The sequence below is a fragment of the Burkholderia sp. AU17457 genome, from assembly GCF_002223255.1.
GTDB classification, from domain to species: Bacteria; Pseudomonadota; Gammaproteobacteria; order Burkholderiales; family Burkholderiaceae; genus Burkholderia; species Burkholderia sola.
In genome coordinates this window covers 795,541-822,359 of record NZ_NKFB01000003.1, presented here as the reverse complement: position 1 = coordinate 822,359, position 26,819 = coordinate 795,541, and the positions used below count along the sequence as shown (strand labels likewise).

Sequence of the window (26,819 nt, the reverse complement as noted above, 5' to 3'; positions counted from 1 at the left end):
GCCGTTACTTTTTCGAGAAGATCGAGCGCGCCAGGACGTTCAGTCCGAGCACCCCGAGCGTAATCAGGAACACGCCCGCCCACGCGAGCGACTGCCATTCCGCGAACGGGCTCATCGCGAACTTGTAGATCGTGACCGGCAGGTTCGCCATCGGCTGGCTCATGTCGACCGAGAAAAACTGGTTCGACAGCGCGGTGAACAGCAGCGGCGCCGTTTCGCCGGCGATCCGCGCGACCGCGAGCAGCACGCCCGTCACGATCCCGCCGACCGACGCGCGCAGCGTGATCTTCAGCACCATGCGCCACTTCGGGGTGCCGAGCGCGACGGCCGCTTCGCGCAGCGCGTTCGGCACCAGCTTCAGCATGTTCTCGGTCGTGCGGATCACGATCGGGATCTGCAGCAGCGCCAGCGCGATCACGCCGGCCCAACCGGAGAAGCGCCCCGACTTCGCGACGACGATCGCGTACACGAACAGGCCGATGACGATCGACGGCGCGGACAGCAGGATGTCGTTGATGAAGCGGATCGTGCTCGCCAGCAGGTTCTTCTGCCCGTATTCGGCGAGATAGACGCCCGCGAGGATGCCGATCGGCGTGCCGACCAGCGTGCCGAAGCCGCACAGCAGCAGGCTGCCGACGATCGCGTTCGCGAGACCGCCGCCTTCCGTGTTCGGCGCCGGCGTCGATTCGGTGAACAGTTGCAGCGACAGGCCGCCGACGCCAAGATGCACCGTCGTGTAGAGAATCCACACGAGCCACAGCAGGCCGAAGGCCATCGCGCCGAGCGACGCGGTGAGCGCGATCGCGTTGACGGCCTTGCGCTTGCGCTGCAGGCGGTTGCGCATCGCGTCGAGCGCGGCGCCGTCCGGCCCCGGGAAATTCATGATGGGCTCGCTCATTTCTTGCCCTCTCCCTTCTCGAGACGAAGCAGCAGCAGTTTGGAGATGGACAGCACGATGAACGTGATCACGAACAGGATCAGGCCGAGCTCCATCAGCGCGGACGTATGCAGGCCCGGCTGCGCTTCCGCGAATTCGTTCGCGAGCGCCGACGTGATGCTGTTGCCCGGCGCGAACAGCGACACGCTGTCGAGCAGGTTGGTGTTGCCGATCACGAAGGTCACGGCCATCGTTTCGCCGAGCGCGCGGCCGAGGCCGAGCATCACGCCGCCGATCACGCCGGTCTTCGTATAGGGCAGCACGACCTTCCACATCACTTCCCAGGTCGTGCAGCCGATGCCGTATGCCGATTCCTTCAGCAGCACCGGCGTCACCTCGAACACGTCGCGCATCACCGACGCGATGTACGGGATGATCATGATCGCGAGGATCACGCCGGCCGCGAGAATGCCGATGCCGATCGGCGCGCCGGACGTCAGCGGGCCGAGCACCCACACGTCCTTGAGCAGCCGGCCGATGGGTTTCTGGAAGTATTCGGCGAAGATCGGCGCGAACACGAGCAGCCCCCACATGCCGTACACGATCGACGGAATCGCGGCGAGCAGCTCGATCGCGATGCCGAGCGGACGGCGCAGCCACACGGGCGCCAATTCGGTGAGGAACAGTGCGATGCCGAAGCTGACCGGCACCGCGATGACGAGTGCGATCAGCGACGTCACGATCGTGCCGTAGATCGGCACGAGTGCGCCGTAGATGTCCGAGTTCGGATCCCACTCGGATTGCCACAGGAAGCCGATGCCGAACTTCTGGATGGTCGGCATCGACGCGATGATCAGGGAAACGATGATCCCGCCGAGCAGCAGCAGGGTCACGATCGCGGCGAGCCGCGCAAGGCCGCCGAACAGGACATCCCCGAGACGACTCGGCGCGCGCTGCTGCGCACTGTCGGCCGATCGGGAGGACGGGTATGAAATATCAGACATGGGTGCCTGCTTTTGATCGCCGGACGCCGTAACGCCCGGCTTTACCGCACACACTGCCCGACCGGCACGGCCGGGCAGCGAACCGCTGGATGGCTTACTCGGCGGCGACCGGCTTGCCCGAAGCGTCCGTCACCTTCGTCTTCCACTGCTTGCGGATTTCCGTCTCGACCGTCGCCGGCAGCGAGATGTAGTCGAGGCTGTCGGCAGCCTTCTCGCCGTTCTTGAACGCCCAGCTGAAGAACTTCAGCGTTTCCGCGCCCTGCTCCGGCTTGTCCTGCTTTGCGTGCAGCAGCACGAACGTCGCGCCGACGACCGGCCACGCTTCCTTGCCCGGCTGGTTCGTCAGGATCTGGTAGAACGACTTCGACCAGTTCGCGCCTGCCGCTGCGGCCTTGAACGTTTCCGTCTTCGGCTCGACCACCGTGCCCGTCGAGTTCTTCAGCGCAGTGTAGGTCATGTTGTTCTTCTTCGCGTACGCCCACTCGACGTAGCCGATCGCGCCCGGCAGGCGCTGCACGAAGGCCGCGACGCCGTCGTTGCCCTTGCCGCCCGTGCCCGTCGGCCAGTTGACCGTCGTGCCTTCGCCGATCTTCGACTTCCACTCGTCGTTGACCTTCGACAGGTAGTTCGTCCAGATGAAGCTCGTGCCCGAGCCGTCGGCGCGGCGGACCACGGCGATGTCCGTATCCGGCAGCTTGACCTTCGGGTTCAGCGCGACGATCGCCGGGTCGTTCCACTTCTTGATCTTGCCGAGGTAGATGTCGCCGAGCACCGGGCCCGACAGCGTCAGTTCGCCGGCCTTCACGCCCGGCACGTTGACGACCGGCACCACGCCGCCGACCACCGTCGGGAACTGGAACAGGCCTTCCTTCGCGAGATCCTCATCCTTCAGCGGAGCGTCCGAACCGGCAAAATCGACCGTCTTCGCGATGATCTGCTTCAGGCCGCCCGACGAGCCGATGCCCTGGTAGTTGACCTTCGAACCGCCGGACTGCTGGTAGTCGGCAGCCCATTTCGTATAGATCGGCATCGCGAACGTGCTGCCTGCGCCCGTGATGTCGGCAGCGTGGGCGGCGACGGCGAAAAGCGCGCCAGCCAGGCCGGCAATCGCGGTTTGCATCAATTTCATGAGACCTCCAGTGTGTGAGCGGATGACTACGGCACCGCGAAGGTTAGGGGCTGCTCATGACGGTAATGTGACAATCGATGAAACTGGCGTGACAGTAACATGACTGGTTGAAAGGGAATATCGGGTGGCGCGGGAGCGCCGCCGGCGGCAAGAATTGCCTGGCTCGGACGGAGAGGATGAACGCCGGGTTTCGGCGGCGTGCGGGCGCATCGTAGCGCAGCGTCGGACGGACGGGAAGCCCGGTCCGGGCGGAGGTCCGATTCCGGGGTCGGATGCCGATTCGATTGGAAGGATGCGTTTGCCGAAGCTTGCTTCTATTAGGTAACGCAAACCTTTGCGTCCGACAAAACGACGGCGCCCGAGGGCGCCGCCCGCACATTCGTCGGAAGCCGGCGCGCGGGCGGCCGAACCGCCGCGCGCCGACACGGATCAGGCCGTCGCCGCGCGCACCGCGTCGGCGATCGTCTCCGCATGGCGCACCGCATCGGCCGCCTGCTGCGCTTCGACCATCACGCGCAACACGGGCTCCGTGCCGGATGCGCGGATCAGCACGCGGCCGCTGCCGGCAAGCGCGGCTTCGGCGGCGTCGATCGCGGCGCGAATCGACGCGCTGCCCTTCCAGTCGGCGCCGGGCTTCATCCGCACGTTGATCAGCTTCTGCGGGAACAGCGTGACACCGTCGAGCACCTGCGCGAGCGTGCGGCCGCTGCGCTTGAGCGCGGCCAGCACGAGAAGCGCCGACACGATGCCGTCGCCGGTCGAGTGCCGGTCGAGCGACAGGATGTGGCCCGACCCTTCCGCGCCGAGCTGCCAGCCGTGCTCGCGCAACTGCTCGAGCACGTAGCGATCGCCGACCGCCGCACGGACGAACTTCACACCCTCGCGTTGCAGCGCGACTTCGACGGCGAGGTTCGTCATCAGCGTGCCGACCGCGCCTTCGACCTTGCCGTCGGTCGCGATCCGGTCCTTCACGAGCACGTAGAGCAGCTCGTCGCCGTTGTACAGGCGGCCGGTCGCGTCCACGACCTGCAGACGATCGGCGTCGCCGTCGAGCGCGATGCCGAGATCGGCATGGTTCGCCCGCACCGCGCGCACCAGCGCGTCCGGCGCGGTCGCGCCGACGCCGTCGTTGATGTTGAAGCCGTTCGGCGCGACGCCGATCGGAATGACGTCCGCGCCGAGCTCGTGGAACACGTGCGGCGCGATCTGGTACGCGGCGCCGTGCGCGCAATCGATCACGAGCTTCAGCCCGCGCAGGTCGAACGCGGCCGGGAACGTGCTCTTGCAGAACTCGATGTAGCGGCCGGCCGCGTCGTCGAGGCGGCGCGCCTTGCCGAGGCCGTCCGACGGCGCGCATTCGAGCGGCTTGTCGAGCCACGCTTCGATCGCGGCCTCGGTGTCGTCGGGCAGCTTGTTGCCGTCAGCCGAGAAAAACTTGATCCCGTTGTCGTGATACGGGTTGTGCGACGCGCTGATCACGACACCGGCCGACAGGCGCAGCGCACGCGTCAGATACGCGACGCCGGGCGTCGGCATCGGGCCGGCCAGCATCACGTCGACGCCGGCCGCCGAGAATCCGGCCTCGAGCGCGGCTTCGAGCATGTAGCCCGACACGCGCGTGTCCTTGCCGATCAGCACGGTCGGACGCGAGCCTGCCGCGACGTCGGCCGAGCCGGCCAGCACCTTGCCGGCCGCATAGCCAAGGCGCAATACGAAGTCCGGCGTGATGGGCGCCTCGCCCACCGTGCCGCGAATGCCGTCCGTGCCGAAATATCGACGTCCCATGGGGTCCTTCCTCCTTCGTCTTTCGTCTTTCTGACTTGCTTATCGTTGCCGCGCGGCTGCGCGCACGGCATTCCATACTTTCAGCGCATCGACCGTCGCCGCGACGTCGTGCACGCGCACGATCGCGGCGCCGCGCTCGACCGCGCACAACGCGGCCGCCACGCTCGCCGGGACGCGCTCCATCGGCGGCTTGCCGCCGATCACCGCGCCGAGCATCGACTTGCGCGACATGCCCGCGAGAATCGGGTAAGCGCGCCCGTCGGGCCGGGCGGGCGCCGTGTCCGGCAACGCGGCCAGCAGCGCATAGTTGTCGTCGACGACCGCCTTGCCGAACCCGAAGCCGGGATCGACGCAGATCCGCTCCGCCGCCACCCCCGCGTCGCGCAGCGCCTGCGCGCGCGCGGCGAGGAAATCGCGCACGTCGGTCACGACGTCGCCGTAGTCGGGCTCGCCGACCTGCATCGTCTGCGGCTCGCCGAGCATGTGCATCGCGCACAGGCCGCTATTGCCGTCGCGCACCGCGTCGATCGCGCCCGGCTGGCGGAACCCCCAGATGTCGTTGATCAGGTCCGCGCCAGCGGCCAGCGCCGCGCGCATCACGGCGGGCTTGTAGGTATCGATCGACAGCGGCACGTTCAGCGGCCGCAGCGCCTCGACGAGCGGAATCACGCGCACGAGTTCCTCGTCGAGCGGCACCGGCGGCGCGCCGGGGCGCGTCGATTCGCCGCCGATGTCGATGAGGTCCACGCCGTCGGCAATCATCCGCTCCGCCTGGCGCAGCGCATCGTCGCGCGCGAGGAAGCGGCCGCCGTCGGAGAACGAATCGGGCGTGGCGTTGAGGATGCCCATCACGAGCGGGCGTTCGAACGTCAGTTCGAAGCGGCCGCACCGGAGCGGCGCGGGAATGAATGGGGACACTGCGGAATCGGACACGAGCAACGGGCGTGGATGAATGCAAAACGGGCCGGTGTGAAGCCACACCAGCCCGTGAACGGTGCTAAAGCGGAGATTATGCCGCCGGCGTAGCCGGCGCCGGCGCGCTGCCGGGCTTGACCTCGGCGCTGCCGCCGCCCGACGAATCGCCGCCGACGGCCGGCGAGCTCTTCGGCGAGCGCGGCGGACGGCCTTCCATGATGTCGTTGATCTGATCGGCGTCGATCGTCTCCCACTCCATCAGCGCGGCCGTCATCGCCTCGACCTTGTCGCGGTTCTCCTCGAGCAGGCGACGCGCGAGGTTGTACTGATCGTCCAGCACGCGGCGGATTTCCGAGTCGACCTTCTGCTGCGTCGCTTCCGAGATCGTGCGCGTGAAACCGCGGCCGAACGGCGACGCATCGTTCTCGTCGTCGACGTACACCATCGGCCCGAGCGCGTCGGTCATGCCGAACCGCGCAACCATCGCACGCGCCGTCTGCGTGGCCTTGTTGAAGTCGTCCGACGCGCCGGTGCTGACGAGGTTCATGAACAACTCTTCGGCCACCCGGCCACCGAACAGGATCGCGAGGCGGTCCAGCAGGTAATCCTTCGAATACGTCTCGTTGTCATGCTCCGGCAGCTGCCACGTGACACCCAGCGCACGACCGCGCGGGATGATCGTGACCTTGTGCACGGGGTCGGCCTTCGGCAGCAGCTTCGCGATCACCGCGTGGCCCGACTCGTGATACGCGGTGGCGCGCTTCGCTTCCTCGCGGATCACCGCCGACTTGCGCTCCGGACCCATGAAGATCTTGTCCTTCGCGTCCTCGAAATCCTGCATCTCGACGATGCGCTTGCCGCGACGGGCGGCGAACAGCGCAGCTTCGTTCACGAGGTTCGCGAGATCGGCGCCCGAGAAGCCCGGCGTACCGCGTGCGATGACCGCCGCGTCGACGTCGTTCGCGATCGGCACCTTGCGCAGGTGCACACGCATGATCTGCTCGCGGCCGCGGATGTCCGGCAGGCCGACATAGACCTGGCGGTCGAAACGGCCCGGACGCAGCAGCGCCTTGTCGAGCACGTCGGAACGGTTGGTCGCCGCGATCACGATCACGCCCGAGTTCGCCTCGAAGCCGTCCATCTCGACGAGCATCTGGTTCAGCGTCTGCTCGCGCTCGTCGTTGCCGCCGCCCATGCCGGCGCCGCGATGACGGCCGACCGCGTCGATTTCGTCGATGAACACGATGCACGGCGCATGCTTCTTCGCCTGCTCGAACATGTCGCGCACACGGGCCGCACCGACGCCGACGAACATTTCGACGAAGTCCGAACCCGAGATGCTGAAGAACGGCACCTTCGCTTCACCCGCGATCGCGCGGGCGAGCAGCGTCTTGCCGGTACCCGGCGGGCCGACCAGCAGCACGCCGCGCGGAATGCGGCCGCCCAGTTTCTGGAATTTCTGCGGATCGCGCAGGAAGTCGACGAGCTCGGACACTTCTTCCTTCGCTTCGTCGCAGCCCGCGACGTCGGAGAAGTTCACCGCGTTGTTGTTCTCGTCGATCAGTCGCGCACGCGATTTCCCGAACGAGAATGCGCCGCCTTTGCCGCCTCCCTGCATCTGCCTCATCATGTAGAACCAGAACACGATGATCAGGATCGTCGGCCCGAGGTAGTACAGCGCGGACATCAGCGCGTTCGGCTCGTCGTCGGCCTTGCCGCTGACCTGCACGCCGTACTTCATCAGATCGCCGACCATCCAGATGTCGCCGGGCGACACGATCTGGTATTTCTGGCCATCAGCCGGAGTGACGGTGAGGTTGCGCCCCTGAACGATGACGTTCTTGACCTTGCCGTTCTTGGCGTCGTCCATGAACTGCGAATAGGACACGCCTTCCTGGACGCGGGGCTTGTCGAACTGCTTGAACACCGTAAACAGCACCAGTGCGATCACCAGCCACACCGCTGCCTTCGAAAACATATTGTTGTTCAAAGCACCACTCCTTCACTCGTAGACGAGCGCCTACATTTTCCTTGCGGCGCCCCTCGGTCATTCTAATCCAGTCCGACCACCCCTGCCATAAGCATTGACAACCGCCGCGATAGCGCTTCGCTTGTCCGGCAAGGGCCGGAGCCCGTTTGCGGCATCGCGCTCCGCATCAGCGCGGATGCTTCAGCTGCCGACCCAAAATGAACGTTTCGGACGATTTGTCGCGGGATGCCTTGGGCTTGCGCGGCGCGACAACCTTAAACTGCTGTTTGAACTTCTCGACGATCTGGCTGTAGCCGCTGCCGTGAAAGCACTTCACGAGCAGCGCACCGTCCGGCTTCAGATGGTTCTGCGCGAATTCGAGCGCCAGATCGCAGAGATGCTCGATGCGCGCCGCGTCCGCCGAGGCCACGCCGGAGAGGTTGGGGGCCATGTCGGAAATAACAAGGTCCACCGCACGGCCTTCGAGCACTTCTTCGAGCTGGTGGAGGACGTCGTCCTCTCGGAAGTCGCCTTGCAGGAAGTGGACGTCGGCGATCGGCTCCATCGGCAGGATGTCGAGCGCAACGATCGTGCCGTCGATGCCGCCTTCGCGCGCCGCGTCGCGCTTCTTGCCCTGCGCGAGCTTGTTGCGGGCATACTGGCTCCAGCTGCCCGGCGTGGCGCCGAGATCGACGATCACCTGGCCCGGACGGATCAGCTTGTCCTGCTCGTCGATTTCCTTCAGCTTGTACGCGGCGCGCGCGCGATAGCCCTCCCGCTGCGCCATTTTGACGTACGGGTCGTTGATGTGGTCGTGCAGCCAGTGCTGGTTGAAGCGGTTTTTTGCCATTCGAGAGAGAGATTGCTGCCCATTGCTTCGTGAAGCCGCGCTTTTAGCGGATAATACGCGTCTTCTTCGCGCGGCTGCGGCCCCTTTTCAGGCCCAAGCCGCGATTTTACGTGGTTTCGGCGCACGGCTGACGCGGTAACGTCCCGCGATCGCTTTTCAGTCAGCGCGCCCTTATTTAGATTTCGACATTTCCATGCCCGCCCTTTCGCTTTCTCCCGCCGAGCGCTCCGCGCTGCGCTCCCAGGCCCATGCGCTCAAGCCCGTCGTGCTGATCGGCGCCGAAGGGCTGACCGACGCCGTGCTGAAGGAAATCAAGGTGCACCTCGACGCGCACCAGTTGATCAAGATCCGCGTGTTCGGCGACGAACGCGACGAACGCATCGCAATCTATGACGAGATCTGCGACCGCCTGAACGCGGCCCCCATTCAGCATATCGGCAAGCTGCTGGTGATCTGGAGGCCCGAGGCCGTAGCGGCCCCGACCCGCGGCCGTCGTGCCGGCGCGCTGCCGAGCGCGGCCGAAGCCGTCGACGACAAGAAAGGCCGTGCACCGCGCACCGTCAAGGTCGTCAAGGTATCGCCGAACGCGAGCCCCGTACGCCGCCCGAGGCCGGTCAAGGTCACGGTGCGCGGCAACGAACGCGTGACGGCAGGCGGCACCGTGAAGCGCGCGAAAAAGCGTCAGGCCAGCACGAAGCGGCCGTTCCAGGACAAGTAAGGCGCCCGTGCGGCACGGATGCCCGTGCCGCCCTGCCTCGTCGTTGCGCAACGAGCGACGGCGCGGCGCTCAGGCGTCGCGCGCCGGCAGACGCCAGATCAGCATCAGCCCCAGCACGCTCTCGACGAGATAGAACACGCTCGACACGCCGTGCAGCATCCCGAAGCGGCTCGCATACGGCGAATTCGCGATATCGGTGCCCGCCTCCATCGCGGCCACCCGCAGCGCGTTCATGAACGGCTGCAGCGCAAAATACCCGACCAGCACGCACACGACCATCGCCGCGACGATCCAGCGCACGCGGCGATATTCGGTGCTGCCGCGCCGCACCTGCTGATTCGACAACGCGAGCAGCAGCACGCCGCACACGACGCCGAGGATCGCCTCGATGCGGAACAGCTGGGCGGCGACCGAACCGGCCGTCATCCGCTCCAGCGTCTTGAACAGGACGGGTGCGACCGCATACCCGATCGTCAGCAGGCTGCCGACCCACACGGCCGACAGCAGACGGAACACGCGATGCGGCATCACGTCGCCCCGTTTCAGATGTAGCTGACCGAGATGATTTCGTACTCGCGCACGCCGCTCGGCGCCTGCACGGCCGCGACGTCGCCTTCGGACTTGCCGATCAGCGCGCGCGCGATCGGCGAGCTGACCGAGATCAGGCCGTGATCGATATCGGCTTCGTCGTCGCCGACGATCTGGTACTTGACGGTGTCGCCCGACTCGAGATCCTCGAGTTCGACCGTCGCGGCGAACACGACGCGGCCGTCGGCGTCGAGCACCGTGGGATCGATGATTTGCGCGGCGGACAGCTTGGATTCGAGTTCCGCGATGCGGCCCTCGATAAAGCCCTGTTTTTCCTTCGCGGCGTCGTATTCGGCGTTTTCGGAAAGATCGCCCTGTGCGCGGGCCTCCGCGATCGCGTTGATCACGGCCGGCCGCTCGACGGACTTGAGGCGCTGCAATTCATCGCGCAGTTGCTCCGCGCCACGCTTTGTCAACGGAATGGTGCTCATAAACGGCTCAATCGCTAAAAACGGCTATAAAAAAAATCACCGCGATTAAGCGCGCTTCCGATGCACTGGAAACACCGCCTAATCGCGGCACGTGTTGCTTCGACAGGTAACTGACTGCTTAGTTTAGGCGAGCGTGAAGACCTTGTAAATCATAGACTTCCAGATCCTTCAGGTAGCGCAAGCCTTCGACGGCCGCGCGCGCGCCCGACATCGTCGTGTAGTACGTGACCTTGTGCGCCTGCGCGCTCATGCGGATCGAACGCGAATCGGCGATCGCCTGGCGCGTCTCGTCGACCGTCGTGAACACGAGGGCGATCTCGCCGTTCTTGATCATGTCGACGATGTGCGGACGACCGTCCTTCACCTTGTTCACGACCTTCACCGGCACGCCGGCCGCTTCGATCGCGGCGGCCGTGCCCTTGGTCGCGACGATCGGGTAGCCGAGATCGTGCAGCATGCGCGCGACTTCGACGGCCTTCGGCTTGTCCGCGTCCATCACGGTCAGCAGCACCGTGCCCGACTCCGGCAGGCGCGAACCGGCCGCGAGCTGCGACTTGAACAGCGCTTCGCCGAACGTCTGGCCGACGCCCATCACTTCGCCGGTCGAGCGCATTTCCGGCCCGAGGACCGGATCGACGGTCGGGAACTTCACGAACGGGAACACCGCTTCCTTCACGCTGAAGTACGGCGGCTCGACTTCCTTCGTCACGCCCTGCTGCGCGAGCTTCTGGCCGACCATCGCACGCGCCGCGATCTTCGCGAGCGGCAGGCTGGTCGCCTTCGACACGTACGGCACCGTGCGCGATGCGCGCGGGTTCACTTCGAGCACGTAGATGATGTCCTGCTTCGAACCGTCCGCCTGCGGCACCTGCTGGATCGCGAACTGCACGTTCATCAGGCCGACCACGTTCAGCGCCTTCGCCATCGCGCCCGTCTGGCGCTTCAGTTCGGCAACGGTCTCCTTCGACAGCGAGTACGGCGGCAGCGAGCATGCCGAGTCGCCCGAGTGGACGCCCGCCTGCTCGATGTGCTCCATCACGCCGCCGATGAACACGGCTTCGCCGTCGCAGATGCAGTCGACGTCGCACTCGATCGCGTCGTTCAGGAAGCGGTCGAGCAGCACCGGCGAATCGTTCGACACCTTCACGGCCTCGCGCATGTAGCGCTCGAGGTCGCGCGGCTCGTGGACGATCTCCATCGCGCGGCCGCCGAGCACGTACGACGGACGCACGACCAGCGGATAGCCGATTTCGTCGGCCAGCGCGAGCGCTTCGTCTTCGGCGCGGGCGGTGCGGTTCGGCGGCTGGCGCAGGCCGAGGTCCTGCAGCAGCTTCTGGAAGCGTTCGCGGTCTTCGGCCGCGTCGATCATGTCCGGCGACGTGCCGACGATCGGCACGCCGTGCGCCTCGAGGTCGAGCGCGAGCTTCAGCGGCGTCTGGCCGCCGTACTGGACGATCACGCCGACCGGCTTTTCCTTGTCGACGATCTCGAGCACGTCTTCGAGCGTCAGCGGCTCGAAGTACAGGCGGTCGGACGTGTCGTAGTCGGTCGACACCGTCTCCGGGTTGCAGTTGACCATGATCGTTTCATAGCCGTCCTCGCGCATCGCGAGCGCCGCGTGCACGCAGCAGTAGTCGAACTCGATGCCCTGGCCGATCCGGTTCGGGCCGCCGCCCAGCACCATGATCTTCTTGTTCGTGGTCGGCTGCGCCTCGCACTCTTCCTCGTAGGTCGAGTACATGTACGCCGTTTTCGTCGCGAACTCGGCCGCGCACGTGTCCACGCGCTTGTAGACCGGGCGCACGTTCAGCTCGACGCGACGCTTGCGGACGTCTTCCGGCGTCGCGCCAAGCAGCTTCGCGAGGCGGCGGTCGGAGAAGCCGCTCTGCTTCAGGTAGCGCAGCTCGTCGAACGTCAGCGACGCGAGCGTGCGGCCCGACAGCGCCTTTTCCTTCAGGATGATCTGCTCGATCTGCTCGAGGAACCACGGGTCGATCGCGGTTTCCGCGAAGATTTCCTCGGCCGTCATGCCGATGCGGAACGCATCGCCGACGTACCAGATGCGGTCCGGGCCCGGCTCGTGGATCTCGATCGCGATCTCGTCGCGGTTGGTCGACTTCTCGTCGAGGCCGTCGACACCGACTTCGAGGCCGCGCAGCGCCTTCTGGAACGATTCCTGGAACGTGCGACCGATCGCCATCACTTCACCGACCGACTTCATCTGCGTGGTCAGGCGCGAATCGGCTTCGCGGAACTTCTCGAACGCGAAACGCGGGATCTTCGTGACGACATAGTCGATCGTCGGCTCGAACGACGCCGGCGTCTGGCCGCCGGTGATTTCGTTCTTCAGCTCGTCGAGCGTGTAGCCGACGGCCAGCTTCGCGGCAACCTTCGCGATCGGGAAGCCGGTGGCCTTCGACGCGAGCGCCGACGAACGCGACACGCGCGGGTTCATCTCGATGACGACCATGCGGCCGTCCTTCGGGTTGATCGAGAACTGCACGTTCGAGCCGCCCGTGTCGACGCCGATCTCGCGCAGCACCGCGAGCGACGCGTTACGCAGGATCTGGTATTCCTTGTCGGTGAGCGTCTGCGCCGGCGCGACCGTGATCGAGTCGCCGGTGTGCACGCCCATCGGGTCGAGGTTTTCGATCGAGCAGACGATGATGCAGTTGTCGGCGCGGTCGCGCACGACTTCCATCTCGTACTCCTTCCAGCCGAGCAGCGACTCTTCGATCAGCAGCTCGCGCGTGGGCGACAGGTCGAGACCGCGCCTGCAGATTTCCTCGAACTCTTCGCGGTTGTATGCGATGCCGCCACCCGAGCCGCCGAGCGTGAACGACGGACGGATCACGACCGGGTAGCCGCTGCCACCCGTCTCCGCCATGATCTGCGCGTGCACCTGGGTCGCTTCTTCCATCGAATGCGCGATGCCCGACTTCGCGGAGCCGAGACCGATCTTGGTCATCGCTTCCTTGAACTTCTGGCGGTCTTCGGCCTTGTCGATCGCTTCCGGCGATGCGCCGATCAGCTCGACGCCGAACTTCTCGAGCACGCCGTGGTGGTGCAGGTCGAGCGCGCAGTTCAGCGCGGTCTGGCCGCCCATCGTCGGCAGGATCGCGTCCGGGCGCTCCTTCTCGATGATGCGCGCGACGACTTCCCACGTGATCGGCTCGATGTAGGTCACGTCGGCCGTGTTCGGGTCGGTCATGATCGTCGCCGGGTTGCTGTTGACGAGAACGACCTTGTAGCCCTCCTCACGCAACGCCTTGCAAGCCTGCGCGCCCGAATAGTCGAACTCGCACGCCTGGCCGATGATGATCGGGCCGGCGCCGATGATGAGGATGCTCTTGATGTCTGTGCGTTTTGGCATGGCTTGTGAATTCAATAAGTAATCGTTGTCGTGGGTCGGCCGGCGGCGCTCAGCTCATGGTCGCGAGCGCCAGCTTCACCGAGAAACCGATGAACAGGCCGCCCACGCTGCTCGCCGCGCCTGCCGCGAGCTTGCGGCGGCGGCGGAAGTGCTCGGCGAGCCGCGCGCCCGCGAAGATCAGCGTGCTCAGGTACAGGACGCTCGCGCATTGCGCGATCGCCCCGAGCACGACGAACGACAGCGCGGGATGCGGGAATGCCGGGTCGACGAACTGGATGAAGAACGAGATGAAGAACAGGATGGCCTTCGGATTCAGCAGGCTCACGATCAGCGCTTTCCGGAACGGACGTTCGCCGTCGACCGCCTGCCGGGCCTCGACCGGCGCATCGCCGCGCGCGCGCAGCTTGCTCCACGCGCTGCGCAGCATCCCGGTGCCGATGTACAGCAGGTATGCGGCGCCGCCGTACTTGACGACGGAGAACAGCAGCGGGTTCGCCTTCAGCAGCGACGCGACGCCCGCGGCCGACAGCACCATCAGCACGGTATCGCCGACGAACACGCCGCAGGCCGCGCGATAGCCGGCCTTCACGCCGCGCTGCGCGGCGAGCGACAGCACGTACATCGAGTTCGGCCCCGGCAGCAGGATGATGAAGATCACGCCGAACACGTAGGTCCAGATATCCGTGATGCCGAGTGCGTGGCCGAACATGATGTGAATCTCCCGTTCTTCGGTTGCGTCGATGACGTTAGGCGGTGCGCTGCTTCGCCGCGTCCATCAGCGCGGTGAAACGGTCGAACAGGTAGCCGATGTCGTGCGGGCCGGGCGATGCTTCCGGGTGGCCCTGGAAGCAGAACGCCGGCTTGTCGGTCAGCTCGAAGCCCTGCAGCGTGCCGTCGAACAGCGACACGTGCGTCACGCGCGCGTTGGCCGGCAGCGAATCGGCGTCGACCGCGAAGCCGTGGTTCTGCGACGTGATCACGACACGGCCGTCGCCGAGATCCTTCACCGGATGGTTCGCACCGTGGTGGCCCGTCTTCATCTTCAGCGTCTTCGCGCCGACCGCGAGGCCCATGATCTGGTGGCCGAGGCAGATGCCGAAGGTCGGCACGCCGCGCTCGATGAATTCCTTGGTAGCCGCGATCGCGTAATCGCACGGCTCCGGATCGCCGGGGCCGTTCGACAGGAAGACGCCGTCCGGATTCAGCGCGAGCGCATCGGCCGCGCTGGCCTGGGCGGGCAGCACCGTCACGTGGCAGCCGCGCTCCGCGAGCATGCGCAGGATGTTGTACTTGACGCCGAAGTCGTACGCGACGACGCGGTACTTCGGCGCTTCCTGCATGCCGTAGCCGCCTTCGAGACGCCATTCCGTCTGCTTCCACTCGAACGGCTTCGTGGTCGACACGACCTTCGCGAGATCCATGCCGGCGAGGCCCTCGAACGAGCGCGCGAGTTCGATCGCCTTCGCTTCGTCGTCAGAGCCCGTCAGGATGCAGCCGCTCTGCGCGCCCTTGTCGCGCAGGATGCGGGTCAGCTTGCGGGTGTCGATGCCGGCGATCGCGACCACGCCTTCGTCGCGCAGGTAGTCGCCGAGCGTGCGGTCCATGCGGAAGTTCGACGCGAGCGTCGGCAGATCGCGGATGATCAGGCCGGCGGCATGGACTTTCGTGGCTTCGACGTCTTCGGCGTTGACGCCGACGTTGCCGATATGCGGATAGGTGAGCGTGACGATCTGGCGCGAGTAGCTCGGATCAGTCAGGATTTCCTGATAGCCGGTGATCGCGGTATTGAACACGACTTCGCCGATCGTATGGCCTTCGGCCCCGATCGAATAACCACGAAAGACCGTGCCGTCGGCGAGTGCAAGCAAGGCGGGAGAAAAAGACGGCAACACGGGAGGCTCCTTGGGGAACACCCTGCTGCCGACCTGTTTACCCTGCCGCGCAAGCGCCGCGCTGCGTGGGCGCGCGCGGTCGCTAGCTGGACGCGGCCTGCGTTGTCGAGACGCGAACCCGGCGCGTGGCGCACGAGGCTTCGCGGCATCGCCCGGCAGGCGGCGTGCGGCGGATGAACGGGATGAATGAGGTAGGCGCTAGGGTGCGAGGTTGATCAGCACAAACTTTCAAATTATAGCCTGAAAATGGGCCTATCTTCAATGGATATGGCCGTCCGATCGTGTGTGCGCCGCATTCGGCGGCGCAGCGCACCGTGCTGCGGCCCCGTTTCCGCAGCCGCCCCGCCTGCCAGCGTACCGCCGGATCAGTGCGCTTGGCCAGCGCCGCGCGCGGGCCACACGTACCAGACCGCGCTCGCGAGCTGCAGCGCGAGCAGCACGCCCCACGCGGTGAAGTGCGCGGCCGCGGGATAACGGCCGTCGACCGCCTGCCAGTGCGACAGCACCGCGCCGACGCCGATCTGGAACGCAAAGATCAGCAGGAAGATCACGAGCGTGAGCGTCGTGTTCGCGCGGCCGATCAGCTGGGCGGGAAAATGTCCGGCCATCACCGCGTAGGTCAGGATGCCCACGCCGCCGAACATCCCGTAGGCGGCCCACAGCATGGCGGGCGGCAACGGCACGCGCGCGACGATCGCGAGCTGCGTCGCGACGAACAGCGCCATGCCGATGCCGCAGGTGGCGTAGACCGACACGCCGCGCCGCTCGAGCACGCGCGCCGCCGCGCCGAAGCCGACGCAGCCGGCCATCATCGCGAAGCCGAGCACCGACACGAGGCGCGCGGCATGACGCGCATCGAACCCGCCGACATCGCGCAGATACGGGCCGACCCACAACGACTGCATCGCATAGAACACCCCCTGCGTGACGACGGAGAACGACGCAATCTTCCAGAACGCGCGGCTCGTCAGGATGTGCCACGTGCCCTTGAACTGACTGACGAGCCCGCCCTGGTGGCGCGCCTGCTGCACATCGGGCGCGCCGAAGCCGATCGACGCCGCGACGATCACCGTCAGCACCGCAAGGCCGAAACAGATCGCGCGCCAGCTCGCCCAGCCGAGCAGCCAGGTCAGCGGCGAACCGACCATCACGCCGCCGAGGCCGCCCACGGCCATCACGAGGCCGTTGACGAGCGGCAGCCGGCCGACCGGGAAATGCTGCGCGAGCGCCTTGAACGCCGCGCCGAGACACACCGACACGCCGACGCCGATCAGCAGCCGGCCGACCATCATCGCGCCGATGCCGTGCGCCGCGCCGAATACGGCCGCGCCGGCCGCCGCGAACAGCAGCATGCCGGCCGTCACGCGGCGCGGGCCGAAGTGGTCGAGCATCACGCCGGCCGGAATCTGCGCGCCCGCGAAGCCGAGGAAATAGAGGCTGGTGAGCAGGCCGAGATCGGCGGCCGACAGCCCGAGCTCGTGCGTGACGAACGGCGCGAAGCCCAGATTGACGCCGCGAAACACGTACGACACGAAATATCCGACCGAAAACAGCGCGAGCACCCTCACCTGCACCGACGACATCGCTTCCCCTTATTCGATGAAGACGCGCGACGCAGCGCCGATGCGCCGCGCACAAACGAAAACGCCGTCACCGAGGTGACGGCGTTTCGCCGAATTCGTCGGATGATAGCGCAATCGCGCGGGCCTCACTGGCCGCTACGCCGCGCGCGACGGCCGCGCTTACTTCTTCTTGCCCTTGTGCGCGGCGGTCTTGGCCGGCGCGGCTTTCGCGGGAGCGGCTTTCGCGGGAGCGGCAGCCTTCGCCGACTTCGCCGACGACTTGGCGGCGCCGCGTTTGCCGCCGTGCGACTTGCCGCCCACCGCCAGGCTCGCGCGCTCGATGTGCGCACCGGCAGCCGACGTCGCGATTCGCTCCGGACCGGGCTCCGCAGGCACCGAACGGCCGACCGGCACGTGCAGCACGAGCGCCTGGCCCGGCATCACGAGATCGCGGTGCGTACGGTTCCACGCCTTCAACTGGCCGACCGACACGCCGTAGCGGCCGGCGATCGCCGCCATCGACTGCTTGCGACGCACGCGGATCAGCATCTTGCGCGTATCGGGAACGTCCGGCTCCATCGCAAGCGCACCGTTTTCGGCGACATCGGCGCTGATGTCCTCGTCGTCGTCATCGCCGCGCGGCACGACGATCGTCGAACCGGGCTTCAAGCGCATGCCGGCCGGAATCTTGTTGACCGACATCAGCGTATCGGCGTCGACGCCGATCTTCTCGGCGATCGCGGCCGGGCGCGCACGCTCGCTGACCGTGTAGGTGGTCCACGACGACAGCTGGCCGCTATAGGCCTTCAGGCTCTTCTCGAACGCGGACGCGTTGTCGAACGGCAGCAGGATCTGCGGCTCGGTCGCGCCGAGGATCACGGGCTTCGAGAACGACGGGTTCAGCGAGCGGAACTCGTCGAGCGGCAGGTTCGCGAGCTTCGCGGCCACCGCCACGTCGATGTCGCGCGACGTCGTGACCGTCACGAAATACGGGTGGTTCGGGATATCGGGCAGCGCCAGGCCGTACTGCTGCGGGCTCGCGATGATGTTCTTCACCGCCTGCAGCTTGGGCACGTAGTTGCGCGTCTCGTTCGGCATCCGCAGGCTCTGGTAGTCGGTCGGCAGGCCGGCCGCCTGGTTGCGCGCGATCGCGCGCTGCACGTTGCCTTCGCCCCAGTTGTACGCGGCCAGCGCCAGATACCAGTCGCCGAACATGTCGTGCAGGCGGGACAGGTAGTCGAGCGCGGCGCTCGTCGACGCGAGCACGTCGCGGCGCTCGTCCTGCCACATGTTGCGCTTCAGGTTGTACGTGCGGCCGGTGCCGGGCATGAACTGCCACATGCCGGCCGCCTTCGCGACCGACAGCGCCTGCGGGTTGTACGCGGACTCGATGAACGGCAGCAGCGCGAGCTCGGTCGGCATGTGACGCGCCTCGAGTTCCTCGACGATGTGATACAGGTACTTCTGCGAGCGCTCGGTCATGCGCTGCACGTAATCGGGACGCTGCGTATACCAGGTCGTCTGCATGTCGACCAGATCGCTCTGCAGGTCGGGCATCTGGAAGCCGCGGCGGATGCGCGCCCAGAGATCGGAGTCTGCCGTGGTCAGATCGCCGACGGATTGCTTGTCGACGTCGACAGTTTCTTTGGCGGTGGCTGATTTACGGAGGTAGTTGGACGTCGCCTGCGAATCGGCGGCGTTGTTGGCGACAGGGGGCTGGCTCGCACAAGCGGCGAGTAGCAGCACCACCATCGCACTCAATATAAGTCGCATGAAAATCTCTGCTTCCGACGGCTGGAAATTGCAGGCGATACTACGGAAGTGCGTGCTTCACGTCAATAAAAACACCGAAAACTCAGCGAAATCCTACATTTGGAGCAATTTTTACAGACACCGCTTGAGCTTTGGAGTCCTCCGGAAAATCTCATCGGAACCGGTTTTTCCATTCGCGCATCAGCGTGAACGCGGCAAGACGATCCGTCACCGTTTCGTGCAGCTCGGCCTCGAGCGTCGCGTGGATCGCCGCGCTGTCGGCCCGCATGAACGGGTTGACGGCACGCTCGTGCGCGATCGTCGTGGGCAGCGTCGGCACGCCGCGTGCACGCAGCGCCTGCGCATCGTCACGCCACGCGGCGAGCGCCGCATTGCCCGGCTCGCACGCGAGTGCGAAGCGGATGTTCGACAGCGTGTATTCGTGTGCGCAATGCACGCGCGTGTCGCCCGGCAGCGCCGCGAGCGCGTCGAGCGAGGCGAGCATCTGCGCGGGCGTGCCTTCGAACAGGCGGCCGCAGCCGCACGAGAACAGCGTGTCGCCGCAGAACACGTGCGGCACCGCGTTGCCCTGCCCGGCCGCGCCCGGACCGGCCGTGCCTTGGCCGGCCGCCTGAAAGTACGCAATGTGGCCGCGCGTATGACCCGGCACGTCGAGCACGTCGAACACGACGGCCGGCGCGTCGAGCGTCACGCGATCGCCGCCTGCCAGCGGCCGCGTGACCACGCCGATCGCTTCGGCCGCGGGACCGTAAACAGGGAGCGGAGCATCGTCCGGTTGGCTATTACGCAGCGCCTCGACACCGCCGACGTGGTCGGCATGGTGGTGCGTGAGTAAAATAGCGGTCAACCGCCAACCTCGTTCGGCAAGAACCCGGCGTACGGGCGCGGCTTCACCCGGATCGACGGCGATCGCATCGCGGCCGTCCGAGACGAGCCAGATATAGTTGTCTTCGAATGCCGGAACCGGCACGTATTCCAGCTCGTTCATGGGCGCGCAATCATCGTTATGTCCGATCCACAAATTATAGACTGGCCCGCCTGGACCGACTCGCCGCCCGGCCGCTACGTGCTGGGCTGGGAACAGGCGCAGCTCGACCGGATCGTGTCCGACGTCTTCGGATTCCACGCGCTGCAGCTGGGCCTGCCGCAGCTCGACGCGCTGCGCGAGAACCGCATGCCGTATCGCGGCCTCGTGCTCGACCCGGCGAGCGGCGCGAGCGCGCCGTATCAGTATCCGTGGGCGCGCGAAGCGCACACGGCAAGCCATGCGCCCGCCGATCGCAGCACGACCTGGTGCGACCTGCTCGACCTGCCGTTCGAATCGCAGAGCGTCGACCTGATCGTGATGCCGCACACGCTCGAATTCACGTCCGACCCGCACCGCCTGCTGCGCGAGGCCGAGCGCGTGCTGATGCCGGAAGGCCAGCTCGTGATCACCGGCTTCAACTCGCTGAGCCTGTGGGGCATGCGGCAATCGTTCGGGCGCATGGCGAACCGCCCGTTCGTGCCGGCCACGCGCGACCAGATCGCGTTCATCCGGCTCAAGGACTGGATCAAGCTGCTCGGTTTCGACCTCGAACGCGGCCGTTTCGGCTGCTACCGGCCGCCGCTCGCCACCGACCAGTGGCTGGCCCGCTACGGCTTCATGGAGGCCGCCGGCGACCGCTGGTGGCCGATCTTCGGCGCCGTCTACATGGTGACGGCCGTCAAGCGCGTGCGCGGCATGCGCCTCGTCGGCCCGATCAAGATGAAGAAGCCCGTGCTCGCACCGGGCCTGACGCCGGCGGCCTCCCCGACCACTCACCAAGAACGTTCATGACAATCGACACCATCGACATCTATACCGACGGCGCCTGCAAGGGCAACCCCGGCCCCGGCGGCTGGGGCGCGCTGCTGCGCTACGGCGACAAGGAAAAGGAACTGTTCGGCGGCGAGCCGAACACGACCAACAACCGCATGGAGCTGATGGGCGTGATCGCCGCGCTCGAAGCGCTGAAGCGGCCGTGCCGCGTGATCGTGCATACCGACTCGCAATACGTGCAGAAAGGCATCAGCGAGTGGATCCACGGGTGGAAGAAGAAAGGCTGGGTCACCGCGGCGAAGACCCCGGTGAAGAACGCCGACCTGTGGAAGCGGCTCGACGCGCTCGTCGCGCAGCACGAGATCGAGTGGCGCTGGGTCAAGGGCCACGCGGGCCATCCCGAAAACGAACGCGCGGACGCGCTCGCGAATCGCGGCGTCGAATCGCTGGCCGCGTAAACGCCGGCCGCCCTCTCCCGTTTTTCTTGCTTTTCCCGACATGCGCCAGATCATTCTCGATACCGAAACCACCGGCCTGAACGCCCGCACGGGCGACCGCCTCATCGAAATCGGCTGCGTCGAGCTGCTGAACCGGCGGCTCACCGGCAACAACCTGCACTTCTACGTGAACCCCGAACGCGACAGCGATCCGGGCGCACTGGCGGTGCACGGCCTCACGACCGAATTCCTGAGCGACAAGCCGAAATTCGCGGAAGTCGCCCACCAGATCCTCGATTTCGTGAAGGACGCCGAGCTGATCATCCACAATGCGCCGTTCGACCTGGGCTTCCTCGACGCCGAATTCGCGCGGCTCGGCCTGCCGCCGTTCACCGAGCATTGCGGCGGCGTGATCGACACGCTGGTGCAGGCCAAGCAGATGTTCCCCGGCAAGCGCAACTCGCTCGACGCGCTGTGCGACCGTTTCGGCATCAGCAACGCGCACCGCACGCTGCACGGCGCACTGCTCGACTCGGAGCTGCTCGCCGAGGTGTATCTCGCGATGACGCGCGGTCAGGACAGCCTCGTGATCGACATGCTCGACGACGCGAGTGTCGGCGGCGGCGCGGCGAATGGCCAGCGCGTGTCGCTCGCCGCGCTCGACCTGCCCGTGGTGGCCGCGAGCGACGACGAGCTGGCCGCGCACCAGGCTCAGCTCGACGAGCTCGACAAGTCGGTCAAGGGTACCTGCGTGTGGCGCCAGTCCGCCGACACGGATACCGCCGAAGCGGCGTAATACCCCGCAACCCGCGTTGCGGCCGCGCTCATGCGCGCGGCTGCAGCGCGATGACGGCCATCCCGCCGAGCGCGAGCACCGCGCCGGCCACGTCCCAGCGGGTCAGCGCGACGCCGTCGACCACCCGCAGCCAGATCAGCGCCACCGCGATGTACACGCCGCCGTACGCGGCATACGTGCGTCCCGCCGCGCTTGGGTGCAGCGTCAGCAGCCACGCGAACAGCGCGAGCGACAGCGCGGCCGGCACCAGCAGCCAGGCCGGGCGCCCGGCCTTCAGCACGAGCCACGGCAGGTAGCAGCCGACGATTTCGGCCAGCGCGGTAGCGGCGAACAGCGCCGCGATCCTCGTCAATTCGGTCATCCGGTTCCTCGCGAATTCTGCCCCGTCGCGGCGGACCGCATGCCCGCGCCGCGCGCCGCCGATCATACCCGAGCGGGCCCGCCCGGATGCCCCGCCAGACGGGCGGTTCCGGGCAATTTGCACGATCGTCCGTCATCGTGCTATCATGTCGCCTGTTTCAACATTCAATCTCTGTCTTTTCGATTTTGAGAGAAGTCCGTCCGCACACTGCGGGCCGGTGCCTCGATCGAAATTGCATCCACAGGAAAGCCCGCCCGACAGGCCCGCTTTTCTCGTTTCGTTGCCCCTCCGGGGCGTTGCCGGAACGCCGGACATCTCGTCCGCACCGGCATCCGCCGCTTGCATCACGCGGCCCATTCTTCATGAGCGCACTGTCGCGACGGCCCATCGGGCCCGCGTCGAAGCAGCCCCTCGGCCCTTTGCTGCCCCCTGCGCAGTAAGTGCTTAAAGGTCTGCCCCGACGCGCAGCACACGACACCGCGCTCGCCGGCAAACCGTGTCGGACGGCCCCGCCCGTTCCGGCGCTGTCAAAGGAGTGCATGACCTTGACCGCAACACACGTCAGCCCGACCGCTGTCTCTTCCCCCGCTTCGTCGTCCGGCGAAGCCCCGCTCGCCGCGGACGACATCACCGTCGTCGACCAGAGCCTGCTCAAGCGCGCCGTCAGCGCGATGGCCATCGGCAACGCGATGGAATGGTTCGACTTCGGCGTCTACAGCTATATCGCCGTCACGCTCGGCAAGGTGTTCTTCCCGTCCAGCAGCCCGTCCGCGCAGCTGCTCGCGACCTTCGGCACGTTCGCGGCCGCGTTCCTCGTGCGTCCGCTCGGCGGCATGGTGTTCGGCCCGCTCGGCGACCGCATCGGCCGCCAGCGCGTACTCGCCGCGACGATGATCATGATGGCCGTCGGCACCTTCGCGATCGGGCTGATCCCGAGCTACGCGTCGATCGGCATCATGGCCCCGATCCTGCTGCTCGTCGCGCGCCTCGTGCAGGGCTTTTCGACCGGCGGCGAATACGGCGGCGCGGCGACCTTCATCGCCGAGTTCTCGACCGACAAGCGTCGCGGATTCATGGGCAGCTTCCTCGAATTCGGCACGCTGATCGGCTATGTGCTGGGCGCGGGCGTCGTCGCGCTGCTCACCGCGTCGCTGTCGCAGGAAGCGCTGCTGTCGTGGGGCTGGCGCGTGCCGTTCCTGATCGCCGGGCCGCTCGGCCTGATCGGACTGTACATCCGGATGAAGCTCGAGGAAACGCCCGCGTTCAAGCGCCAGGCCGAAGCGCGCGAAGCGCAGGACAAGGCCGTGCCGAAGACGCGCTTCCGCGAGACGCTGCTGCGCAACTGGCGTGCCCTGCTGCTGTGCGTCGGCCTCGTGCTGATCTTCAACGTGACCGACTACATGGTGCTGTCGTACCTGCCGAGCTTCATGTCGTCGACGCTGCACTTCGACGAATCGCACAGCCTCGTGCTGGTGCTGATCGTGATGGTGCTGATGATGCCGATGACGCTGTACGCCGGCCGCCTGTCGGACAAGGTCGGCCGCAAGCCGGTGATGCTCGCCGGCTGCGTCGGCCTGCTGGTGCTGTCGATCCCGTCGCTGATGCTGATCCACACGGGCACCACGGCATCCGTGTTCGGCGGCCTGCTGATCCTCGGCGTGCTGCTGTCGTGCTTCACCGGCGTGATGCCGTCGGCGCTGCCCGCGCTGTTCCCGACCGAGATCCGTTACGGCGCGCTCGCGATCGGCTTCAACGTGTCGGTGTCGCTGTTCGGCGGCACGACGCCGCTGGTGACCGCGTGGCTCGTCGACGTGACGCACAACCTGATGATGCCCGCGTACTACATGATGGGCGCCGCGCTGATCGGCATCGTGTCGGTCGTCGCGCTCGCCGAAACCGCGCGCCAGCCGCTGAAGGGCTCGCCGCCGGCCGTCGCGACGCGCCGCGAAGCGCACCAGCTCGCGCGCCAGTTGCGCGACGAGGACGACGACTCGGAAATCTACGGCGTCGCGACACCCGCACGCGCATGAGCGTCGCTCAATGAAAAAGCCCCGGCCGAAGCCGGGGCCCGATCGAACCCGATCCGCCCGACCGGCTTGCGCCGGCCGGGCTTTTTTCATTCAGTCGACGTGCGCGTTCATGCCTGCGCTTCGCAGTGACGGCAGAAGATCAGCGCGCGCGACCGCGACACGGCCGCCTGCGCACCGCGCGCCGCGACGATCATCCCGACCTGGCCGAGATTGAAATCGCGCTCGACCATCAGCTGCGTGAGCCCGGCAAGCGCCAACACGACGGACGGGTGGTACAGGCTCGATTCGATCAGGGCTTTCATCATCGGCTCCATCTGGCAATGCGTGATTTGATGGAGTGGATTCTAGGGATCGGTCGCCTCCGGATAAACAGCGCGAATGCGAAGTCACTTGTCAGCGGCCGAGAACAATCGGCAGCGGCTTGCCGGACCAGGGCCAGCGGCGTGCGATCGCCCGGCGGGCCGCTTCAAAAGCTAGGCGAGCGGCGTCTCGACGAAGGCCGGCAGCGCTTCCGCCCGCGCGGAATGCGCGGCGAGCGCCGGATAACGGGCCGGATCGATCCGCGCCAGCATCGGGTACCCGGCCGCCATGAATTGCGTGAAGCGCCACGCCACCGCGACCGTCACGTCCGACTGCAGCAGTCGCGCGCCGCCGAACCAGCCGTTCGCGGCCGCGACCAGCGGCTCGAGTGCGCCGTATGCGCCTTCGAGCTGGCCCAGCACGCGTTCGATCCACGGTTCGTGCTGCCTGTCCGTCGGCCGCAGCGCCTGCTCGTAGACGACCTGCACGGTTTTCTCGGCGGCGGCCAGCGCGAATCCGATCGGCACCAGCGCGCGCAGTCGGGCATCGACGGCGTCGGGCAGCAGGCGCCGCTCCGGCGCGGCGAGATGATCGAGATAGTCGACGATCAGCGACGAATCGATCAGCGTCGCGCCGCCGTCGGTCACGAGCGTCGGCGCCTTGACGACCGGGTTGACCCGCCTGAACTGCTCGACATGACGAAATACCGAGATCGACTCGTGTTCGAACGGCAGGTCGAGCAGCTTCGCCGAAATGGCGACGCGGCGCACGAACGGGGAATCCAGCATGCCGATCAGCTTCATCGCGAACGCTCCGCTTACGGGGATGGGACCGACGACTGTAGCAGCGTCGCGCGGCGGCGCCTAGGGTCTGTTCACGCCAATAACGGCCCCTTGCGTGCCCGCGCGCTTGACGCGCATCAGCGAGCCGCGTATCGGGCTCGCACTGCCCGCCCCCTGCGACCATAATGCAGATTCACGCTCCTTCCGCCCCAGGGTCCGCCATGTGGTATGCCGTCGTCGAGCAGCAGCGGGAATGGATGCGCGCGTGGCGCGCAGCGACGCGATACGCGTTCGACGCATGGCCGGCGGCGTCGCTGCCGCATGCCGCGTCGTCGTGCTACGACGACCTGTTCGAACCGCTGCTCGGGCCGCAGGCCGCGCCGCCGGGCTTCGACCTCGCGTGGCCCGACGTCGGCGAGCAGGTCGTCGCGCATACGCCATTTTGCGACTTGCGGCGTTTCGCGCATGCCGACGCGCGCCGTACGGTGCTGCTGTGCGCGCCCCTCGTCGGGCACGCGGCCGTGATGATGCGGGAAACCGCCGAAACGCTGCTCGCCGATGGCGACGTCTGCGTGACCGACTGGCGCAATGCGCGCGACGTGCCGCTCGCGGCAGGCCGCTTCGGGCTCGACGAGTACGTCGCGATGCTCGACGGCTTCGTCGACGCGCTCCAGCACGACGATCGGCCGCTGCACGTCGTCGCCGTGTGTCAGGCGACCGTGCCCGCGCTCGGCGCGCTCGCGTTGCGGGCCGCTCGCGGCCTTGCGCCGCCCGCGAGCATCACGCTGATCGGCGGCCCGCTCGATGCGCGGCTGAACCCGAGCGCGCTCGGCGCCGCAGCGGCCGCCCATTCGCTCGACTGGTGCCGGCGCCATCTGATCGACATCGTGCCGCCCGGCTTCGCGGGACACGGCCGCCACGTGTTCCCGACCTACCTGCAACAGGGCGAGATCGCGCTCCTGTATCCGCAACGCTTCCTGACGCTGATCGAGACCTACGCGCTGGCCGCTTCCCGCTTCGACATGGCCGGGCTCGCCGACGCACGGCGGGCGCTGCGTGAATACACCGCGCTGCTCGACATGCCGGCCGACTATTTTCTCGATACGGTCGACGTCGTGTTCCAGCGCATGCTGCTCGCGACCGGTGCGTGGCACGTGCGCGGCCGGCGCGTCGAACCCGCCGCGTTGCGCGACGTCGCGCTGCTGACCGTCGAAGGCGCCCGCGACGCGGTCACGGGCGCCGGCCAGACGCATGCGGCGCTCGACCTGTGCAGCGGCCTCCCGGCCGATGCGCGCCATCGCGTCGACGTCGACGATTGCGATCACTACGGGCTGTTCACGGGGCCACGCTGGCACGGCAACGTCCATCCGGCGATGCAGCGCGTGTTCGCGCAGGCGGAAACCGGCCGACCGCGCCCGCGCCGGAACCGTCGGACGTGACGACGCG

Annotated in this window: 24 protein-coding genes; 6 read left to right on the top strand and 18 right to left on the bottom strand. The window is 66.9% G+C overall.

Annotated elements, in window-relative coordinates; all coding sequences use genetic code 11:
• Positions 1-4: 4 nt before the first annotated feature.
• From pstA to CFB49_RS06315, 7 genes are all read right to left on the bottom strand, one after another.
• A complete protein-coding gene (pstA, locus tag CFB49_RS06350) occupies positions 5-898 on the bottom strand; it encodes a phosphate ABC transporter permease PstA (protein ID WP_069617115.1) in 894 nt (297 codons plus the stop codon).
• On the bottom strand, positions 895-1,881 hold the full coding sequence (gene pstC, locus CFB49_RS06345; RefSeq protein WP_069617114.1) for a phosphate ABC transporter permease PstC: 987 nt from the start codon (positions 1,879-1,881) through the stop codon (positions 895-897). Before pstC ends, pstA begins: the two co-directional genes overlap by 4 nt.
• Positions 1,882-1,975: 94 nt before the next feature.
• Positions 1,976-3,010, bottom strand: a complete 1,035-nt coding sequence (gene pstS, locus CFB49_RS06340; protein ID WP_069617113.1) for a phosphate ABC transporter substrate-binding protein PstS — start codon at positions 3,008-3,010, stop codon at positions 1,976-1,978.
• Between the two features lie 429 nt (positions 3,011-3,439).
• Positions 3,440-4,795 (bottom strand): phosphoglucosamine mutase, encoded by a 1,356-nt coding sequence (glmM, locus tag CFB49_RS06330; RefSeq protein ID WP_069617112.1) that lies wholly within the window; start codon positions 4,793-4,795, stop codon positions 3,440-3,442.
• Positions 4,796-4,834: 39 nt separating this feature from the next.
• Positions 4,835-5,728: a dihydropteroate synthase gene (folP, locus tag CFB49_RS06325; RefSeq protein ID WP_441299840.1), complete on the bottom strand. Its 894-nt coding sequence runs from the start codon at positions 5,726-5,728 to the stop codon at positions 4,835-4,837.
• A 76-nt stretch (positions 5,729-5,804) separates the two neighbouring features.
• Positions 5,805-7,700, bottom strand: coding sequence for an ATP-dependent zinc metalloprotease FtsH (ftsH, locus tag CFB49_RS06320; protein ID WP_050015209.1), 1,896 nt, complete (start codon positions 7,698-7,700; stop codon positions 5,805-5,807).
• A 166-nt stretch (positions 7,701-7,866) separates the two neighbouring features.
• Complete coding sequence (locus tag CFB49_RS06315; RefSeq protein WP_034206952.1) at positions 7,867-8,529, bottom strand: RlmE family RNA methyltransferase; 663 nt, start codon at positions 8,527-8,529, stop codon at positions 7,867-7,869.
• Between the two features lie 193 nt (positions 8,530-8,722).
• Between CFB49_RS06315 and CFB49_RS06310 the strand changes: the two genes are divergently transcribed.
• Positions 8,723-9,247, top strand: a complete 525-nt coding sequence (locus tag CFB49_RS06310) for a YhbY family RNA-binding protein (RefSeq protein WP_069617110.1) — start codon at positions 8,723-8,725, stop codon at positions 9,245-9,247.
• 69 nt (positions 9,248-9,316) lie between these two features.
• On the opposite strand, the gene CFB49_RS06305 is transcribed toward CFB49_RS06310, so the two are convergent.
• The 8 genes from CFB49_RS06305 to gloB form a co-directional block, all read right to left on the bottom strand.
• A complete protein-coding gene (locus CFB49_RS06305; RefSeq protein WP_069617109.1) occupies positions 9,317-9,775 on the bottom strand; it encodes a DUF4149 domain-containing protein in 459 nt (152 codons plus the stop codon).
• A 14-nt stretch (positions 9,776-9,789) separates the two neighbouring features.
• Positions 9,790-10,266, bottom strand: coding sequence for a transcription elongation factor GreA (gene greA, locus CFB49_RS06300; RefSeq protein WP_006476345.1), 477 nt, complete (start codon positions 10,264-10,266; stop codon positions 9,790-9,792).
• 118 nt (positions 10,267-10,384) lie between these two features.
• Positions 10,385-13,639 (bottom strand): carbamoyl-phosphate synthase large subunit, encoded by a 3,255-nt coding sequence (gene carB / locus CFB49_RS06295; protein WP_089490912.1) that lies wholly within the window; start codon positions 13,637-13,639, stop codon positions 10,385-10,387.
• 49 nt (positions 13,640-13,688) lie between these two features.
• Positions 13,689-14,348 (bottom strand): leucine efflux protein LeuE, encoded by a 660-nt coding sequence (gene leuE / locus CFB49_RS06290; RefSeq protein WP_069617107.1) that lies wholly within the window; start codon positions 14,346-14,348, stop codon positions 13,689-13,691.
• Positions 14,349-14,385: 37 nt separating this feature from the next.
• Positions 14,386-15,531 carry a glutamine-hydrolyzing carbamoyl-phosphate synthase small subunit gene (gene carA, locus CFB49_RS06285; RefSeq protein WP_069617106.1) on the bottom strand — a complete coding sequence of 382 codons (1,146 nt, stop codon included), beginning with the start codon at positions 15,529-15,531 and terminating at the stop codon, positions 14,386-14,388.
• A 365-nt stretch (positions 15,532-15,896) separates the two neighbouring features.
• Positions 15,897-17,114 (bottom strand): MFS transporter, encoded by a 1,218-nt coding sequence (locus tag CFB49_RS06275; protein ID WP_089490911.1) that lies wholly within the window; start codon positions 17,112-17,114, stop codon positions 15,897-15,899.
• A gap of 159 nt (positions 17,115-17,273) precedes the next feature.
• Complete coding sequence (locus tag CFB49_RS06270) at positions 17,274-18,866, bottom strand: transglycosylase SLT domain-containing protein (RefSeq protein ID WP_089490910.1); 1,593 nt, start codon at positions 18,864-18,866, stop codon at positions 17,274-17,276.
• 151 nt (positions 18,867-19,017) lie between these two features.
• The gene (gloB, locus tag CFB49_RS06265) at positions 19,018-19,854 is read right to left on the bottom strand and encodes a hydroxyacylglutathione hydrolase (RefSeq protein ID WP_089490909.1); all 837 of its coding nucleotides are present in this window, start codon (positions 19,852-19,854) and stop codon (positions 19,018-19,020) included.
• Between the two features lie 18 nt (positions 19,855-19,872).
• Between gloB and CFB49_RS06260 the strand changes: the two genes are divergently transcribed.
• From CFB49_RS06260 to dnaQ, 3 genes are read left to right on the top strand one after another with little or no spacing between them, the layout of a single operon-like run.
• Complete coding sequence (locus CFB49_RS06260) at positions 19,873-20,685, top strand: class I SAM-dependent methyltransferase (protein WP_069617103.1); 813 nt, start codon at positions 19,873-19,875, stop codon at positions 20,683-20,685.
• Positions 20,682-21,125 (top strand): ribonuclease HI, encoded by a 444-nt coding sequence (gene rnhA / locus CFB49_RS06255; protein WP_069617102.1) that lies wholly within the window; start codon positions 20,682-20,684, stop codon positions 21,123-21,125. Before CFB49_RS06260 ends, rnhA begins: the two co-directional genes overlap by 4 nt.
• Positions 21,126-21,165: 40 nt before the next feature.
• Complete coding sequence (gene dnaQ / locus CFB49_RS06250; RefSeq protein ID WP_069617101.1) at positions 21,166-21,900, top strand: DNA polymerase III subunit epsilon; 735 nt, start codon at positions 21,166-21,168, stop codon at positions 21,898-21,900.
• A 28-nt stretch (positions 21,901-21,928) separates the two neighbouring features.
• Here dnaQ and CFB49_RS06245 read toward each other — a convergent pair whose 3' ends face one another.
• Positions 21,929-22,261 carry a YnfA family protein gene (locus CFB49_RS06245; protein WP_069617197.1) on the bottom strand — a complete coding sequence of 111 codons (333 nt, stop codon included), beginning with the start codon at positions 22,259-22,261 and terminating at the stop codon, positions 21,929-21,931.
• 539 nt (positions 22,262-22,800) lie between these two features.
• Here CFB49_RS06245 and proP point away from each other — a divergent pair.
• Complete coding sequence (proP, locus tag CFB49_RS06235) at positions 22,801-24,291, top strand: glycine betaine/L-proline transporter ProP (RefSeq protein WP_089490907.1); 1,491 nt, start codon at positions 22,801-22,803, stop codon at positions 24,289-24,291.
• A gap of 107 nt (positions 24,292-24,398) precedes the next feature.
• Here the strand turns inward: proP and CFB49_RS06230 are convergent, their stop codons facing one another.
• Both CFB49_RS06230 and CFB49_RS06225 read right to left on the bottom strand, forming a co-directional pair.
• Positions 24,399-24,605 (bottom strand): hypothetical protein, encoded by a 207-nt coding sequence (locus CFB49_RS06230; protein ID WP_006476356.1) that lies wholly within the window; start codon positions 24,603-24,605, stop codon positions 24,399-24,401.
• A gap of 159 nt (positions 24,606-24,764) precedes the next feature.
• Positions 24,765-25,394: a glutathione S-transferase family protein gene (locus tag CFB49_RS06225; protein ID WP_089490906.1), complete on the bottom strand. Its 630-nt coding sequence runs from the start codon at positions 25,392-25,394 to the stop codon at positions 24,765-24,767.
• Between the two features lie 200 nt (positions 25,395-25,594).
• On the opposite strand from CFB49_RS06225, the gene CFB49_RS06220 reads away from it, so the two are divergent.
• Positions 25,595-26,812, top strand: coding sequence for a polyhydroxyalkanoate depolymerase (locus CFB49_RS06220; RefSeq protein ID WP_069617098.1), 1,218 nt, complete (start codon positions 25,595-25,597; stop codon positions 26,810-26,812).
• Positions 26,813-26,819 lie beyond the last annotated feature (7 nt).

Excerpts from the sequence above, each read along its gene's own strand:
- pstA (WP_069617115.1), bottom strand. The coding sequence starts at position 898 with ATGAGCGAGCCCATCATGAATTTCCCGGGGCCGGACGGCGCCGCGCTC.
- pstC (WP_069617114.1), bottom strand. The coding sequence starts at position 1,881 with ATGTCTGATATTTCATACCCGTCCTCCCGATCGGCCGACAGTGCGCAG.
- pstS (WP_069617113.1), bottom strand. The coding sequence starts at position 3,010 with ATGAAATTGATGCAAACCGCGATTGCCGGCCTGGCTGGCGCGCTTTTC.
- glmM (WP_069617112.1), bottom strand. The coding sequence starts at position 4,795 with ATGGGACGTCGATATTTCGGCACGGACGGCATTCGCGGCACGGTGGGC.
- CFB49_RS06315 (WP_034206952.1), bottom strand. The coding sequence starts at position 8,529 with ATGGCAAAAAACCGCTTCAACCAGCACTGGCTGCACGACCACATCAAC.
- CFB49_RS06310 (WP_069617110.1), top strand. The coding sequence starts at position 8,723 with ATGCCCGCCCTTTCGCTTTCTCCCGCCGAGCGCTCCGCGCTGCGCTCC.
- CFB49_RS06305 (WP_069617109.1), bottom strand. The coding sequence starts at position 9,775 with ATGCCGCATCGCGTGTTCCGTCTGCTGTCGGCCGTGTGGGTCGGCAGC.
- greA (WP_006476345.1), bottom strand. The coding sequence starts at position 10,266 with ATGAGCACCATTCCGTTGACAAAGCGTGGCGCGGAGCAACTGCGCGAT.
- carB (WP_089490912.1), bottom strand. The coding sequence starts at position 13,639 with ATGCCAAAACGCACAGACATCAAGAGCATCCTCATCATCGGCGCCGGC.
- leuE (WP_069617107.1), bottom strand. The coding sequence starts at position 14,348 with ATGTTCGGCCACGCACTCGGCATCACGGATATCTGGACCTACGTGTTC.
- CFB49_RS06275 (WP_089490911.1), bottom strand. The coding sequence starts at position 17,114 with ATGTCGTCGGTGCAGGTGAGGGTGCTCGCGCTGTTTTCGGTCGGATAT.
- CFB49_RS06270 (WP_089490910.1), bottom strand. The coding sequence starts at position 18,866 with ATGCGACTTATATTGAGTGCGATGGTGGTGCTGCTACTCGCCGCTTGT.
- gloB (WP_089490909.1), bottom strand. The coding sequence starts at position 19,854 with ATGAACGAGCTGGAATACGTGCCGGTTCCGGCATTCGAAGACAACTAT.
- CFB49_RS06260 (WP_069617103.1), top strand. The coding sequence starts at position 19,873 with ATGTCCGATCCACAAATTATAGACTGGCCCGCCTGGACCGACTCGCCG.
- rnhA (WP_069617102.1), top strand. The coding sequence starts at position 20,682 with ATGACAATCGACACCATCGACATCTATACCGACGGCGCCTGCAAGGGC.
- dnaQ (WP_069617101.1), top strand. The coding sequence starts at position 21,166 with ATGCGCCAGATCATTCTCGATACCGAAACCACCGGCCTGAACGCCCGC.
- CFB49_RS06245 (WP_069617197.1), bottom strand. The coding sequence starts at position 22,261 with ATGACCGAATTGACGAGGATCGCGGCGCTGTTCGCCGCTACCGCGCTG.
- proP (WP_089490907.1), top strand. The coding sequence starts at position 22,801 with ATGACCTTGACCGCAACACACGTCAGCCCGACCGCTGTCTCTTCCCCC.
- CFB49_RS06230 (WP_006476356.1), bottom strand. The coding sequence starts at position 24,605 with ATGGAGCCGATGATGAAAGCCCTGATCGAATCGAGCCTGTACCACCCG.
- CFB49_RS06225 (WP_089490906.1), bottom strand. The coding sequence starts at position 25,394 with ATGAAGCTGATCGGCATGCTGGATTCCCCGTTCGTGCGCCGCGTCGCC.
- CFB49_RS06220 (WP_069617098.1), top strand. The coding sequence starts at position 25,595 with ATGTGGTATGCCGTCGTCGAGCAGCAGCGGGAATGGATGCGCGCGTGG.